The sequence below is a fragment of the Streptomyces sp. NPDC093801 genome (genome assembly GCF_040701585.1).
Lineage (GTDB): Bacteria > Actinomycetota > Actinomycetes > Streptomycetales > Streptomycetaceae > Streptomyces.
In genome coordinates this window covers 199,831-213,993 of sequence record NZ_JBFBDP010000006.1, presented here as the reverse complement: position 1 = coordinate 213,993, position 14,163 = coordinate 199,831, and the positions used below count along the sequence as shown (strand labels likewise).

Here is a 14,163-nt window from a genome sequence, read left to right as displayed (position 1 = left end):
CCGGAGGTTTCGCACTGCCGCAACAGGCCGTTCATAAGCGTGGTCAATTATTGACCTCACTTATGAACGACCCCGAGGAGTGCTCCCGTGCAAGCCACCCCATCCCCCGGCCGGGCCGGCCCCGCCCTGGGCGCGGCCGCCGCCGTACTCGTGCTCTGGTCGCTCGCGGCCTGGTCGGGCGCGGTGGCTCCCGGGCTGCTGCCCGGCCCGGCCGCCACGGCGGCCGCGCTGGCCGACAGTGCCCGCAGCGGCGTCCTCGCCGCCGACGTCGGCGCCAGCCTGGCCCGCGCCGGCCAGGGCTTCGCGCTGGGGGCGGCCGCGGGCGGCGCGCTCGGGTTCGCCACCGGGTACCTGCCGCGGCTGTCCTCGGCCGTCACCCCGGTGGTCTCCTTCCTCCGCCCCATCCCGGCCATCGCGCTCGTACCGCTGGCGACGGCCTGGTTCGGGATCGGCGAGAGCGCCAAGCGCCTGCTGATCGCGTACGCCGTCGCCCTCGCGGTCTGGCTCTACGTCCACGACGGGGTCTCGCGCGTGCCGGTCTCGCACCTGCGGGCGGCCCGGTGCCTGGGGGCGCCGCTGCACCGGCGGTTCACCGAGGTGCTGCTGCCCGCGGCCGCGCCCGCGCTGCTGGCCGCGCTGCGCTACGGCGCCTCGGTGGCGCTGCTGGCTCTGGTCGCCGCCGAACTGGGCGGCGCGGACAGCGGGCTGGCGTACCGGCTCCAGGTGGACGGCCAGTTCCTGCGGGTGGACCGGATGTTCGCGGGGCTGATCGTCCTCGGGCTGCTCGGGGTGGCCGCCGACCTGGTCCTGGCCGCCGTGGGACGCCGCTTCGTGCACTGGCGCGCGTCATGAGCCTGGAAGTGCGGCTGGAGGGGCTGTCGGTGGGGTACGCGGCCGGCGCCCCGGTGCTGGAGCCGACGGACCTGGTGCTGCCGGCCGGTTCGTTCACCGCGCTGCTCGGGCCCAGCGGCTGCGGGAAGTCCACGGTGCTGGGCGCGGTGGCCGGCTTCGTACGGCCGACGGCGGGGCGGGTGACGGCCGGATCGGCGCCGGTGCGGGAGCCGGGGCCCGAACGGGGCGTGGTCTTCCAGCACTACGCGCTCTTCCCCTGGCGGACGGCCCTGGGCAACGTCGAGTTCGCGCTGAAGCGGTTCGGACTGCCGCGCCCGGAGCGCCGCGAGCGGGCGCTGGCGGCATTGGAGGAGGTCGGCCTCGCGGACGGGGCGCGCAAGTACCCGGCCGAGCTGTCGGGCGGGATGCAGCAGCGGGTGGCACTGGCCCGGGCGCTGGCCGCGCGGCCGGAGGTCCTGCTGATGGACGAGCCGTTCGGGGCACTGGACGCGCTGACGCGCGGCCGGATGCAGGAGCTGCTGCGGGAGCTGTGGCAGCGCCGCGGCACGACGGTGCTGTTCGTGACGCACGACATCGACGAGGCCCTCGCCCTGGCGCAGCGGGTGGTGGTCCTCGGCGGCTCCCCGGGCCGCGTCCTGGCCGACCACCCGGTCCCGCCGGGCCCCCCGGACCCGTCCCTGCGGGCCCTGATCGCCGGGCACCTGGCCTCCCCCTGACCGGGGCACGTCCCGCGGCGCCGCCCCGGAGCGGCCCACCCGCTGCGATCCGTACGGCCCTGCCCCGGCCGGTCGGCGTCCGCACCTCGCACCCCCTCCCCACCCCCACCCCGACCCCGACCCCGACCCCGAAAGGACCCCACCCCATGCGCAGACCCCGCGCGGCGGTCGCCGTGCTGCTCGCCGCCCTGCTGTCCCTGTCCGCCACCGCCTGCGGGAGCGGTGACGGCGGCGGGAGCCCCGGCGGGCGCCACCGCGTCACGATCGCCGGGAGCGATCAGCTCGGCGGGGCGCCCGTGTACCTCGCGCAGGAGCGGGGGCTGTGGTCCTCCGACGGGGTCGACGCCACCGTCACCACCCTGCCGACCGGGCGCGACGCGCTGAACGCCGTGCTCGGCGGACAGGCGCAGTTCGGGGTCGTCGGCGACCTGCCCGCGGTCACGGCGGCGCTGGGCGGGCGGGACGTGCGGATCGTCGCGGAGCTGTCCCGGTTCTCCGACTGGCGGCTGCTCACCCGCACCGACCGCGGCGTCGGCGGCTTCGCCGCGCTCAAGGGGCACCGGGTCGGGGTCCCGCAGGGCACGAACGTCGAGTACGCGCTCGGCCGGATGCTCGCCTCCGCGCAGCTGACGGCCGCCGACGTGACGGTGGTCAACCTGGCCCCGAACCAGGTCACCGCCGCCCTCGCCCGCGGTGACGTCGACGCCGGGGTGACCTTCCCCAGCTTCTACGAGGCCGCCCGCACCGCCCTCGGCGACCGCTACGCCGAACTCCCCTTCTCCGGCTACACCGCCCGCACCCTGCTCGTCGCCGGCCCGGCCGCGGACGACGCGGCGGCCACCGCCGTCCTGCGCACGGTGCTGCGCGCACGGCAGGCCGGCGACGCCGATCCGGCCGCCGCCCGCCGGGCCGTGGTCGCCCAGTCCAAGGGGGCCCTCCAGCCCGGCTACGTCGAGGCCTTCCAGCCGCGCTACGCGTACGGCCCGACCCTGTCCCCCGAACTCCTGGCGCAGCTGGCCGACGAGGCCGCCTGGGCCAAGGCCGCCCAGGCCCTCCCGGGCCCCGCCGACCGGCAGGCCCTGCGCGAGCGGCTGCGCCCCGGCCCGCTCAGGGCCGCGGACCCCTCCGCCGTCACCCTCACCGACTGACACCCGTACACGAAGAGAGAAGGAACACCCCATGACCGTCGACCAGAACACCCTCCGCCGCCGGGGCACCGGCCTGCGCGCCCACGACCCCGGGCGCAGCTACGGCGGCTACACCCTCTACACCCCGATCGCCGGCGAGGGCCGGATCCACCTCGTGGACATCGAGGGCAGGTCCGCCCACACCTGGAACTCCCCGCACCCGCCCGGCCGCCAGGCCCAGCTGCTCCCGAACGGGAACCTCTTCTACGCGGCCAAGGACACCTCGGGCCCGACCCTCTTCCCCATCTGGGACGTCTACCACGGCGGCATCCTCCAGGAGCTGGCCCCCGACTCGACGGTGCTGCGCGAGGTCCGCCACCCCTTCCACCACCACGACGCCTCGGTCCTGCGCAACGGCAACCTGCTCCTCACCACCGTCGAGCCCCTGGCCCCGGCCGACGCCGCCCGCATCCGCGGCGGCATCCCCGGCTCCGAGGCACCGGGCGGGATCGTCTACGGGGACGTGGTGTACGAGATGACCTGGGAGGGCGAGGTGGTGTGGCGCTGGGCGGCGATCGAGCACCTGGACCCCGAGGAGGTCCCGCTCAACCGGCACTTCGCCCGCGAGCACTGGCCGATGGCCAACACCGTCAACGAACTCGCCGACGGCGGCGTCGTGGTGGGCTTCCGCAGCGCCTCGACGACCGTGGCGGTGGACCGCGCCGACGGCTCGGTGCGCTGGCGGATCGGCCCGGACGTACTGGCCCAGCAGCACCACCCGCACGAACTGCCGGGCGGCACCATCCTCGTGTTCGACAACGGGACGTATCGGGACACGACCTCGGTGCCGTACTCACGCGTGCTGGAGCTGGATCCGGCCACCGGCAAGGAGGTCTGGTCGTACGAGGACAACCCGCCGCAGAACTTCTACAGCCCGTACATGTCCAGCGCGCAGCGGCTGCCCAACGGGAACACCTTCATCGCGGAGGGCTCCTTCGGCCGGCTCTTCGAGGTGACCCCGGAAGGGGACGTGGTCTGGGAGTTCGTCGTCCCGGAGTTCGGTTCCTTCAGCGAGGGCACGGGCCTGGAATCCTCGCGCGGCGCGCAGAACTCGGTGTTCCGCGCCTACCGCTACGCCGCCGCGCAGATCCCCTGGCTCTGACGGCCCCGCAGCGGACGAGGGCATTCCACCGCCGGGATCCGGCCACCCGGGTCCCGCCGGTCGGCGGCGGACCGCTCCCTGAGGAGCTGACGGCGGCCCGGGGGCGTGGCCAGAAGCCGACCCGCCTGGATGAACAGCACCTTACGGGCTGGTAACTTGCGCGAGTTGATCAAGGCCGGAGCGCGGCTCCCTCCCGGTGCCGCCCGGCCCGAGCCACCCCCATCTGCAAGGAACCACATTGGCACGCACCGTCCGCACGACGGCCCTCTCGCTCGCGCTCTCCTTCGCCCTGCTCCCCGCCGCCCCGGCCTTCGCCGACTCCCCCACCCCGCACCTGGACTCCGTCGAGCAGGCCGTGCGCCAGGTCTCCCCCGGGCTGGAGGGTTCGGTCTGGGAACGCACCTCGGGCAACCGCCTCGGCGCCTCCGCGCCGGGCGGCTCCGACTGGCTGCTCCAGACGCCCGGCTGCTGGGGCGACCCCTCCTGCACGGACCGCCCGGGCTCGCGCCGGCTGCTCGACAAGATGCGCGAGGACATCTCGAAGGCCCGGCAGAGCGTGGACATATCCACGCTGGCACCGTTCCCCAACGGGGCCTTCCAGGACGCGATCGTGGCCGGCCTGAAGGAGTCGGTGCGCCAGGGCAACCGCCTCCAGGTCCGCGTCCTGGTCGGCGCCGCGCCGGTCTACCACGCCAACGTGATCCCGTCCTCCTACCGCGACGAGCTGGTCGCCAAGCTGGGCCCGGCCGCGGCGAACGTCACCCTCAACGTGGCCTCGATGACGACCTCGAAGACCGGCTTCTCCTGGAACCACTCCAAGCTGGTGGTGGTCGACGGCGGCACGGTGATCACCGGCGGCATCAACAGCTGGAAGGACGACTACCTCGACACCGCGCACCCGGTGAACGACGTCGACCTGGCGCTGTCGGGTCCGGCGGCGGGCTCCGCCGGCCGCTACCTCGACACCCTGTGGGACTGGACCTGCCGCAACAAGAGCAGCTGGGCCAGCGTCTGGTTCGCCTCCTCCGACAACGCCGGCTGCCTGCCGACCCTGCCCCGGCCCGCCGCCCCGGCCGGCGGCGGCGACGTCCCCGCCCTCGCGGTCGGCGGCCTCGGCGTGGGCATCCGCCAGAGCGACCCGGCCTCGGCGTTCAACCCCGTCCTGCCGACGGCCTCCGACACCAAGTGCGGCATCGGGGTGCACGACTACACCAACGCCGACCGGGACTACGACACGGTCAACCCGGAGGAGAGCGCCCTGCGCGCGCTGGTCGCCAGCGCGAAGGACCACGTCGAGATCTCCCAGCAGGACGTGCACGCGACCTGCCCGCCGCTGCCCCGCTACGACGTCCGCCTCTACGACACCCTCGCCGCGAAGCTGGCGGCCGGCGTCAAGGTGCGCATCGTCGTGAGCGACCCGGCCAACCGCGGCACGATCGGCAGCGGCGGCTACTCCCAGATCAAGTCCCTGAACGAGGTGAGCGACGCGCTGCGCGGCCGTCTGACGGTGCTGACCGGCGACGAGCGCACGTCGAAGGCCGCGATGTGCCAGAACCTCCAGCTGGCGACCGCCCGCGCCGCGGACGCGCCGACGTGGGCCGACGGCAAGCCGTACGCCCAGCACCACAAGCTGGTCTCGGTGGACGGCGCGGCCTTCTACATCGGTTCGAAGAACCTGTACCCGTCCTGGCTCCAGGACTTCGGCTACGTCGTCGAGAGCCCGTCCGCCGCCCGCCAGCTGGCCGACTCGCTGCTGGCGCCGCAGTGGAAGTACGCGCAGGCGACCGCGACGTACGACTACGCGCGCGGCCTCTGCCAGGCCTGACGGCGCGCCTCCCGTCGTCCCGGGTCAGCGCCTGCGCTGGCCCGGGGCGGCGGCCGCCCCCAGGAGCGCCTCGGAGACCAGCCGCGCACCCCGCGCCAGCCGGCTCAGCTGTTCCAGCTCGATGGCGTACATCCTGATCGTGTTCTCGATCACCGTCTCGGCGACGCCCATCGTCGGCAGCTCGGCCCGGCTGGTCTGCAGGGCCACGCGGACCGCGCGCATCTCGTGCTGGAGCTGGAGCTGCACGTGGCGGGCGAGCAGGGCGTGGTGACGGGTCAGCGTCAGGTAGCTGCCGTAGCGGGCCGGGAGGAGGTCCCGCAGCCACCGCGTGGCGGTGCGTTCCCAGTCGTGCGTACCGGGGGCCTTGACCTGGAGGGGCCAGTCCGGGCTGCGCGTGAGAGTGGCCGTCTGGAGCATTCTCGTCACTTCCGAGGGGTGTGGAACTCTGATCGAGAGACTTGAAGGGGGCGGCCTCGGTCCAGGGGTTGACCGAGGCCGCCGGGGCGCTCCTCCGGGGGATCCGTAGGCCCTGATCCGACACCCGGTCCCGCCGTGAGGAGGATCGGCGTACTGGGTGTCCGTTCGAGGTGGACGCGGGGAACGTCCGCCTTGGCGTCTGAGGGATCCGGAGCGCCTGCGTCAGTAAACATATATACCGTCGAGTAAGCAAGGGTATGAAAAATTTCATGCATACCCGAGGCATGAATATCTCCGGTTCACACCAGGTGAAAACCACCCCTACAGGAAGAAACCGTGCTGGTCGGCGGCCTGCTCGTACTGTTCGAGCCGCGCCTGGGTGCGCTCGGGGTCCGCGTCCGCCATCGCCTGGAGCAGGGCCGCGGAGAGCATGCCGGGGGCCGCGTAGGAGTCGAAGACCAGCCGCGATCCGGTGCCGGCCGTCAGCACCACGTCGGCCTCCTCCACCAGCGGGCCCACCGTGGGGTCCGTGATCAGCACCACGCTCAGCCCGGTGCTGCGGGCCGCCCGCAGCGCGGCCAGGGTCTCGTTGGCGTGCCGGGGCATCGCGAAGGCCAGCACCCAGCTGCCGCCCGCCGCCCGCGACTGGAGCAGGGCGTCGTAGGCCACGCTGCCGCCCCGGGTCACCAGGCGCACGTCGGGGTGGATGCGGCGGGCCGCGTACGCGAAGTACTCGGCGAGGGAGACGGAGATCCGCAGGCCCAGCACGGTCAGCGGGACCGAGCGGGCCAGCTCGCGGCCGATGCCGAGCACCTGGTTGGTGTCGGCGAGCAGGCGCCGCACGCTCTCCAGGTTCTCGATCTCGGCGTCGACGGCGGCCTGGAGCTCGTTGTGGCGGATCTGCTCCCGGGTGTCGGGGGTGCCGCCGGCCACCGCGCTCAGCGCCATCGGCTGGAGCACCTCGCGCAGGGCCGGATAGCCGCTGAACCCGAGGGAGGCGGCGAACCGGGTCACCGAGGGCTGGCTCACCCCGACCCGCTCCGCGAGTTCGGTGATCGACAGGAAGGCGGCCTCGGTGAGGTGGTCGATCAGGTACTGGGCGATCCGCCGCTGGCCCGGGGAGAGCCGGCGGCCGTCGAAGAGCGCCAGGAGCCGGTCGGCCGGCGGCCTCTCCTGCTCCTGCGGCGGACTCTGGCTGGGCGTGATCGCGGCCGCCTGCGCGCGTGCCTGCTGCCCCGATGACACCGGCGGCCTCCTTCTCACGTCACTCTCCCTCCAACATAGCCCACGCTCCGTGGCCGGATGATCGACCGGCACGGTACGGGGCACCGCGCGGGTGCGCCGCACCGGTACGCGGTACCGGTGCGGCGCGCGCTCAGCCCCGCGGTCGAGCCGGGCGGCCCGAACCCCTGGTCAGGGAGTACCCGTAGAGGCCCGCCAGGGCCGCGAGCACCCCGCCCGCCGCGGTCCACAGCCAGCGGTCGGACCACCAGCCGCCGGACCAGCCGCCCTCCGGCGCACGCGCCTCGCGCTGCTGCTCCGAGGCGCCCTCGATGCCGGGGACCAGCGGCTCGGCCAGGGCCGCGTCCACCGCCTGGGCCCCGCCGGTCTCCTTCACGTCGGCCTCGACCTGCGCCTTGAAGGGCAGGCCGTGGTCGTCCTCGGGGACCCCGACGACGGTCAGGCGGACGTAGTAGCTGCCCGGCAGCGGGTCGTTCGACCACGGCTCGGCGCCGGAGCGGACCGTCCGCAGCGTGCAGGAGAGCTCCGCGGTGGGGGCTTCCTTGGCGACCGCCACGTGCTGGTTGCCGTACGTGCAGGGCTGCCTGCGGCGCAGGCCGTCGTACACGTCGAGCTGCCAGGTCTGCGCGCCGTGCCGGGCGGCGGACTCGGGGAGGGTGACCGCGGCGCGCACGGTGAGCCGCTGGCCGGTGTCGGCGGGCACCGCCCAGTACAGGTAGTCGCCGGTGGACGCCGAGGCGCTGGCCTTCTGGCCCGGCCGGAACAGGGCCGCGGTACGGAAGCCGGTGCCGGCCTCGGTGGGCGCGGCGCCGTCCTTGCCGGTGCCCCCGCCCGCGCTGGGGACCGGGCTCGGGGCCGCGACGGCGGTGGCCGCAGGGGCGAGCAGGGCGGCGCCGGCGAGCAGGGCCGCGGTGAGGGTGCGTACGGTACGCATCAGTTGGTCCTCCAGACGGAGATGCGCCAGCGCGAGATCCAGCCCCAGACCAGGCCGGCCAGCAGGCCGGTGAGGACCAGCAGGCCGATCAGCCACCAGCCGCGGCCGAGGCCGAAGGAGGCCACGTCGGAGCCCTCGTCCGGGCCGTCGACCAGGTCGACGGTCAGCTCGACGGGCATGCCGGGGGCGGTCTTGACGGCCGGTCCGGCGGAGAAGGAGTTGCCGACCTGGAGGCAGACGGTCTCCGGCTTCGCGTCCTCGTCGCCGTCCGCCCCGGCCTTCGGGTAGCGCAGGCCGGTGGAGATCACGTCGGTGCGGCCGTCCCCGGCCTCGGAGCCTCGGACGATCTCCCGCCCGTGCACGGTGGTCGCGCGCAGCAGGATCCCGTAGTCGTTGTTGACGGCCCGGTCGGCGCCGATGCTGACCGAGGCGCGCAGCTCCTGGCCGGGGCGGACGTCGACCTTGTACCAGCGGTGCTCGCCGAAGGACTCGCGGTCGCTGTAGAGGCCCGACGTGAGGGCCGGGGCGGCCTCGCAGCTCTTGGCGCCCTCGGCGGCCACCGGGGTGGCGACGGGGTCGGCGGCCCGGTGGACGAGTTGTCTGACCCGGCCGGAGAGTTCGGCGGTGTGCGCCACGGAGGTGTAGGTGCCTCCGGTGGCCTCCGCGATGCAGGTCAGCTGGGCACGGGTCTTGGCGTCGGGGACGAGACCGAGGGTGTCCACGACGAGGTGGATGCCCTTGGCGGCGATGTCGCGGGCGACTTCGCAGGGGTCGAGCGGGGCGCAGGTGTCCTCGCCGTCGGTGATGAGCACGATCCGGCGGGTGGCGTTGCCCCCGTCCAGGTCCTGGGCGGCCGCCTGGAGGGCGGGGCCGATGGGCGTCCAGCCGGTGGGCGCGAGGGTGGCGACGGCGGTCTTGGCCTCGGTGCGGTTGACCGTGCCGACGGGGTAGAGCTGCTTGGTGTCCTTGCAGCCCAGCGCCCGGTCCTCCCCCGGGTAGGTGGCGCCCAGGGTCCTTATGCCCAGGCGGACTTCGTCGGGTACCGCGTCCAGGACCTCGTTGAAGGCCTGCTTGGCCGCGGCCATGCGGGACTGGCCGTCGATGTCGTTGGCGCGCATGGAGCCGCTGACGTCGAGCACCAGCTCGACCTTGGGCGGTTCCTTCGCCGGGCCGTCGGCAGCGGCGGCGGTCTGCGGGAAGAGCCCCGCGGTCAAGGCGACGAACAGGCCGCAGGCCCCGGCCGCCAGCCGATTTCTTGTGATCATCGCCGGATCGTATTGAGGATCCGGTGGGCAGTCCAAACCGCGTCCGGTGACGGGGTTCCGCCCCCGCCCAACCGGTACGGCCGGGCGGGGGCGCCTTCCTGACGGAGGGCTACCAGCGGACGGGGAGGCGGCTGACCCCGTGCATCAGGGCCCCCGGGAGCCACTCCAGCGGGCCTCCTTCGGGGTCCAGCGCCAGGTCCGGGAAGCGTTCCAGCAGGCCGCGGACGGCGATGCGGCCCTCCATCCGGGCGAGGGGGGCACCGATGCAGAAGTGGATCCCGTGCCCGAAGGCGAGGTGGCCGCCCGGGGCGCGCCGGATGTCGAACACGTCGGGGTCGGGGAAGCGGCCGGGGTCGCGGCCGGCACTGGCCAGCGAGACCAGGACGGCCTGGCCGGCCGGAATGACCACCCCGCCGATCTCCACGTCCTCGCCGGTGTAGCGGTAGGTGGAGTTCTGCACGGGGCCGTCGTAGCGGAGCATCTCCTCCACGGCGCCGCCCAGCAGCCCGTCGTAGTCGGCGCGGAGGGCGTCGAGCTGGTCGGGGTGCGCGAGCAGGGCCCGTACGCCGTTGGAGATGAGGTTGACGGTGGTCTCGTGCCCGGCGACCAGCAGCAGGAAGGCCATGCCGATCAGCTCGTCCGGGGAGAGCGAGTCGCCGTCCTCGTCGCGGGTGCGGATGAGCGCGCTGAGCAGGTCGTCGCCCGGGGACTTGGCCTTGGCCGCGACCAGTTCCACGAGGTAGGCGCTGAGCTGCTGGTGGGCCGTGTTGTCCAGGGCGCCGGGCTTGGGGGCGACGACGTCGTTGGACCACTCGCGGAAGCGCTCGCGGTCGAGGTCGGGGACGCCGAGCAGTTCGCAGATGACGGTCATCGGCAGCGGGAAGGCCAGGTCCCGGATCAGGTCGGCCGACCGTTCGGGGCGGGCGGCCATCGCGTCCAGCAGCTCGTCGGTGATCTGCCGGACGCGCGGCCGCATCGCCTCCACCCGGCGGGCGGTGAACTCCCGGGCCACCAGCCGGCGCAGCCGGGTGTGCTGCGGCGGGTCGGATTCGAGCATGTTCGCGTTGGCGGCGGTGGGCTCGATCTCCGGGAACAGGTCCGTCGCGTGCCAGTCCTTGCGCAGGCCCGGGTGCGTCAGCGCGGCGCGGGCCTCCTCGTAGCCGACGACGAGCCAGTACGGCTCGGACAGGCGGGTGTTCGGGTCGCTGACCAGGTGGACCGGCCCCGCCGCACGCAGCTTCGCGAAGAAGGAGTGCGGGTCGGCGTCGAAGTCCGGGCTGAGGGGAACGATGTCGGATACGGGCATCTCGCCACACTACGACGGCCAACTCCGGCTCCGCCCATGCGAATCCGGCCACTCACCCGCGCGAGTGGCCGGTCCTGGCCGGTCAGCCCTCCCGGTCCGCGAGCCCGGCCGGGAGGCGGCCGGTGTGGACGACGCCCAGGTGCTGGGTGGCGCGGGTGAGGGCGACGTAGAGGTCGCTCGGCGCGAACTGCGCGGGCTCGGCCACGATCACGGTGTCGAACTCCAGCCCCTTGGCCTGGCGCGAGTCCAGCAGGACGACGGGCCGGGTGAGGTCCGGCTGCTCCCCGGCCCGGACGCCGGGCAGTGCGGCGGCCAGCGCCGGGTGCAGGGGCCGCGGGGCGATGACGGCGAGCCGCCCCTCGGCGGGGGCGCCCTCGCGCACGCCCTCGGCGACGGCCGCCGCGAGGTCGCCGGTGGAGCGCACCCAGGGCCGGGCGCCGGTGGAGCGCACCGACCGGGGCGGTTCGAAGCCGGGGTGGTGGGCGCGCAGCACGGCGGCGGCCACCTCCATGATCTCGGCGGGCGTGCGGTAGTTGACGCCGAGCCGGACGCGCTCGAAGCGGTCGCCCACGTAGGGGTCGAGGATCCGCTTCCAGGAGCCGCAGCCCGCCTCGTCGCCGGTCTGCGCCGGGTCGCCGACCAGGGTCATGGAACGGGTGGGGCAGCGGCGCATCAGCAGGCGCCAGGCCATCTCGGACAGCTCCTGGGCCTCGTCGACGATGACGTGCCCGAAGGCCCAGGTCCGGTCGGCGGCGGCGCGTTCGGCCGTGGTGCGGTGGTCGGCCTCCTCGTGCCGCTCGGCCATCCGCTCGGCGTCGATGACGTCGTGGGCGGCGAGGTACTCCTTCTCCATGTCCTCGAACTCGTAGGACTCCGAACCCAGGGAGAGGTCCAGGACGCCCTGGGCGTAGGCGACGCGCTCCAGCCGGTCGCGTTCGGCGGCGGCGCGTTCGGCGCTGTCGTCGACGCCGAGGAGCTCGGCGGCCTCGTCGAGCAGCGGGACGTCGGCCGGGGTCCAGCCGTCGGCGCCGTCGGCGGGGCGCCGGATCAGCGCGGCGTCCTCCTCGCGGAGGTGGGTGGGGTCGGCGAGGAACTCGGAGACCAGCTGCCGGGGGGTCAGGTGCGGCCACAGGGTGTCGATGGCGGCGTGCACGTCGGCGCTGGTGGCGATCTCCTTGCCGAGCTGGGCGACGTCGTCGGGGCCGAGGAGGTTGGGGCCGCCGTAGGGGTCGGCGCCGAGCCGGTCCGCGAGCTGCTCGGTGAGGGCGTCGATGACGGAGAAGGCGAAGTAGGGGCGGGCCAGGTTGTGGGGCAGGCCGGTGGTGCGGGCCCGGTCGCGGGCGGCGTGGGCCATGGTGCGGTCCAGCAGCAGGGTCCCGTAGTCGTCGTGGTCGATCTCCAGCGCGGGCTCGGGGACCAGGTCGTTGTCCTCGCCGCTGCCGGCGGGGACGCCCTCGGGCAGGGTCTGCCGGTCGGCGACCACCCGGGCGAGCACTTCGGCCATGGCGGCGCGGCCCTTGACCTCGGCGGCTCCGGGGCGGTCGGTCCCGGTGGCGCGGACCCCGGGGAAGAGGTCGCCCGGCGCGGCCAGGAGCACCCCGGTCTCGCCGAGGGAGGGCAGCACCTCCCCGATGTAGCCGAGGAACGCGGGGTTGGGTCCGACGATCAGCACGCCGCGTTTGCCGAGGAGCTCGCGCTGGGCGTAGAGCAGGTAGGCGGCGCGGTGCAGGGCGACCGCGGTCTTCCCGGTGCCGGGGCCGCCCTCGACGACCAGGACCCCCTGGTGGGGGGAGCGGATGACGCGGTCCTGCTCGGCCTGGATGGTGCGCACGATGTCGTGCATGCGGCCGGTGCGGGCGGCGTCGAGGGCGGCGAGCAGGACGGCGTCCGCGTCGGCGCCCTCGTGGCCGGTGCGCTCGGGGTCGGTGAGGTCGAGGATCTCGTCGTGCAGGGCGGTGACCTCGCGGCCCCGGGTGGTGATGTGGCGCCGGCGGCGCAGGCCCATCGGGACGTGGCCGGTCGCGAGGTAGAAGGGCCGGGCGACGTCGGCGCGCCAGTCGAGGACGAGCGGGGTGCGCTCGGCGTCGTCGCGTCTGATTCCGATGCGGCCGATGTGGTGGTCGCGGCCGTCGGAGAACTCGAGGCGGCCGAAACAGAGGCCGTGTTCGGAGGCGTTCAGAGTGGAAAGCAGTCCGGACTGCTCGGCGACCATCACATCGCGTTCCAGCCGCGCCTGGAATCCGTTGCCGTTCTCGGCGAGGGCGCCCTTGACGGCACGTTCGGCCTTGTCCCGCAGGTCTTCGAGGCGCGCGTAGAGCATGTCGATGAATTGCTGCTCGCTCTGGAATTCCTTGTTTGACAATTTCGCTCCCTGCGCGATACGATGTCCCTGTGAAGCTTCGTCACGCCTTCTTTTCATTCTAGGCGTGAATCATCGAATATACGCAGACGCACGCCCCGGACGTCAATTCGTCCGGGGCGTTTTCCGTATGTCCGCAGGCCGGCTCCGGCGTCCTCCGCGCGGACGTCCGGACGCAGGACGCCCCTCCCCCGCGCGGGGGAGGAAGGCCGCCCGGGCTCCTGCCCGGGGAGGCCGCACGCGCCGTCCCCCGGGGCGACGCCGGCGCGGACGCCGCCCGGCAGGCTGGTGCCCATGACCTCATCCCACCCCGGCCGGGGCGTTCCGGCCGCGCCCCGCTGGGCCGTCCGCGCCGCCCGCGCCACCGCCCTGCTCACCCTGCCGACCGGGATCTGGCGGCTGTTCCTCGCGGCCGGGTTCCTCGCCGGCTACACCGAAGCCGGCTACGCGGCGGCCGGGATACCCGGCTGGGGCCGGGTGTACGTGGTGCTGCTGAGCGCGGCGAGCGAGCTGCTGGCGCTGCTGACCCTCGGACTGGTGCGCCCCTGGGGTGAGGTGCTCCCGCGGTGGGTGCCGCTGGCGGGCGGGCGCAGGCCGGCGCCGCGCCGGGTCGCGGCCGCCGCCGGCGTGGGCGCCGCTGCGCTGACCCTGCTGTGGACGCCGTTCTGCCTGTGGTGGCTGCTGCCCCACGAGGACATGACGGCCCGCGGCGCCCTCCTCGTCGGCTTCCTCTACCTGCCGCTCGCCGCCTGGGGGCCGCTGCTGGGGGCCGTGACCCTCTCCTACCGCCGGCGGCACCGCGCCGCGGGCCAGGCCGGGCCACCCGTATGAGGCAGTGGGTTCGCGTCATATGAGGCGATATGCACGTGATCTTCTACCATGACGAACCTCCCCGAACCCCCCGAACCCTCCCGCCCGGCCGGCCCTCCCGCCCCGGCCGTCGCACCCCGAGGAGCGC

The 14,163-nt window shown here is 74.2% G+C and carries 12 protein-coding genes; 6 read left to right on the top strand and 6 right to left on the bottom strand.

From position 1 onward, the window contains the following. Positions 1-87: 87 nt before the first annotated feature. The 5 genes from AB0469_RS09030 to AB0469_RS09010 all read left to right on the top strand — a co-directional run bounded on the left by AB0469_RS09030 (position 88) and on the right by AB0469_RS09010 (position 5,682). Positions 88-852 (top strand): ABC transporter permease subunit, encoded by a 765-nt coding sequence (locus tag AB0469_RS09030; protein ID WP_366450662.1) that lies wholly within the window; start codon positions 88-90, stop codon positions 850-852. Next, entirely contained in the window at positions 849-1,568 is a 720-nt protein-coding gene (locus AB0469_RS09025) for an ABC transporter ATP-binding protein (protein ID WP_366450661.1), read from the top strand. The genes AB0469_RS09030 and AB0469_RS09025 overlap by 4 nt, the downstream gene beginning before the upstream one ends. 146 nt (positions 1,569-1,714) lie before the next feature. Further along, entirely contained in the window at positions 1,715-2,716 is a 1,002-nt protein-coding gene (locus AB0469_RS09020; protein ID WP_366450659.1) for an NrtA/SsuA/CpmA family ABC transporter substrate-binding protein, read from the top strand. Positions 2,717-2,747: 31 nt separating this feature from the next. Further along, positions 2,748-3,857 (top strand): aryl-sulfate sulfotransferase, encoded by a 1,110-nt coding sequence (locus AB0469_RS09015; protein ID WP_366450658.1) that lies wholly within the window; start codon positions 2,748-2,750, stop codon positions 3,855-3,857. A gap of 238 nt (positions 3,858-4,095) precedes the next feature. Then, on the top strand, positions 4,096-5,682 hold the full coding sequence (locus tag AB0469_RS09010) for a phospholipase (protein WP_366450657.1): 1,587 nt from the start codon (positions 4,096-4,098) through the stop codon (positions 5,680-5,682). Between the two features lie 24 nt (positions 5,683-5,706). On the opposite strand, the gene AB0469_RS09005 is transcribed toward AB0469_RS09010, so the two are convergent. The 6 genes from AB0469_RS09005 to AB0469_RS08980 form a co-directional block, all read right to left on the bottom strand. After that, positions 5,707-6,099 carry a hypothetical protein gene (locus tag AB0469_RS09005; protein WP_042810124.1) on the bottom strand — a complete coding sequence of 131 codons (393 nt, stop codon included), beginning with the start codon at positions 6,097-6,099 and terminating at the stop codon, positions 5,707-5,709. 321 nt (positions 6,100-6,420) lie between these two features. Continuing rightward, a complete protein-coding gene (locus AB0469_RS09000; protein ID WP_042810125.1) occupies positions 6,421-7,344 on the bottom strand; it encodes a MurR/RpiR family transcriptional regulator in 924 nt (307 codons plus the stop codon). A 130-nt stretch (positions 7,345-7,474) separates the two neighbouring features. Next, positions 7,475-8,275, bottom strand: a complete 801-nt coding sequence (locus AB0469_RS08995; RefSeq protein WP_366450656.1) for a hypothetical protein — start codon at positions 8,273-8,275, stop codon at positions 7,475-7,477. Next, entirely contained in the window at positions 8,275-9,540 is a 1,266-nt protein-coding gene (locus tag AB0469_RS08990; RefSeq protein WP_366450655.1) for a VWA domain-containing protein, read from the bottom strand. Before AB0469_RS08990 ends, AB0469_RS08995 begins: the two co-directional genes overlap by 1 nt. A gap of 109 nt (positions 9,541-9,649) precedes the next feature. Further along, complete coding sequence (locus tag AB0469_RS08985) at positions 9,650-10,846, bottom strand: cytochrome P450 (RefSeq protein ID WP_366450654.1); 1,197 nt, start codon at positions 10,844-10,846, stop codon at positions 9,650-9,652. An 82-nt stretch (positions 10,847-10,928) separates the two neighbouring features. Continuing rightward, positions 10,929-13,166: an ATP-binding domain-containing protein gene (locus AB0469_RS08980; RefSeq protein WP_366450757.1), complete on the bottom strand. Its 2,238-nt coding sequence runs from the start codon at positions 13,164-13,166 to the stop codon at positions 10,929-10,931. 333 nt (positions 13,167-13,499) lie between these two features. Between AB0469_RS08980 and AB0469_RS08975 the strand changes: the two genes are divergently transcribed. Next, positions 13,500-14,036, top strand: a complete 537-nt coding sequence (locus AB0469_RS08975) for a hypothetical protein (protein ID WP_366450653.1) — start codon at positions 13,500-13,502, stop codon at positions 14,034-14,036. Positions 14,037-14,163: the final 127 nt, after the last annotated feature.

What these genes read in the sequence shown, in the direction of transcription:
- AB0469_RS09025 (WP_366450661.1), top strand. Translation starts at nt 849, where the DNA reads ATGAGCCTGGAAGTGCGGCTGGAGGGGCTGTCGGTGGGGTACGCGGCC.
- AB0469_RS09020 (WP_366450659.1), top strand. Translation starts at nt 1,715, where the DNA reads ATGCGCAGACCCCGCGCGGCGGTCGCCGTGCTGCTCGCCGCCCTGCTG.
- AB0469_RS09015 (WP_366450658.1), top strand. Translation starts at nt 2,748, where the DNA reads ATGACCGTCGACCAGAACACCCTCCGCCGCCGGGGCACCGGCCTGCGC.
- AB0469_RS09005 (WP_042810124.1), bottom strand. Translation starts at nt 6,099, where the DNA reads ATGCTCCAGACGGCCACTCTCACGCGCAGCCCGGACTGGCCCCTCCAG.
- AB0469_RS08995 (WP_366450656.1), bottom strand. Translation starts at nt 8,275, where the DNA reads ATGCGTACCGTACGCACCCTCACCGCGGCCCTGCTCGCCGGCGCCGCC.
- AB0469_RS08990 (WP_366450655.1), bottom strand. Translation starts at nt 9,540, where the DNA reads ATGATCACAAGAAATCGGCTGGCGGCCGGGGCCTGCGGCCTGTTCGTC.
- AB0469_RS08985 (WP_366450654.1), bottom strand. Translation starts at nt 10,846, where the DNA reads ATGCCCGTATCCGACATCGTTCCCCTCAGCCCGGACTTCGACGCCGAC.
- AB0469_RS08980 (WP_366450757.1), bottom strand. Translation starts at nt 13,166, where the DNA reads ATGCTCTACGCGCGCCTCGAAGACCTGCGGGACAAGGCCGAACGTGCC.
- AB0469_RS08975 (WP_366450653.1), top strand. Translation starts at nt 13,500, where the DNA reads ATGACCTCATCCCACCCCGGCCGGGGCGTTCCGGCCGCGCCCCGCTGG.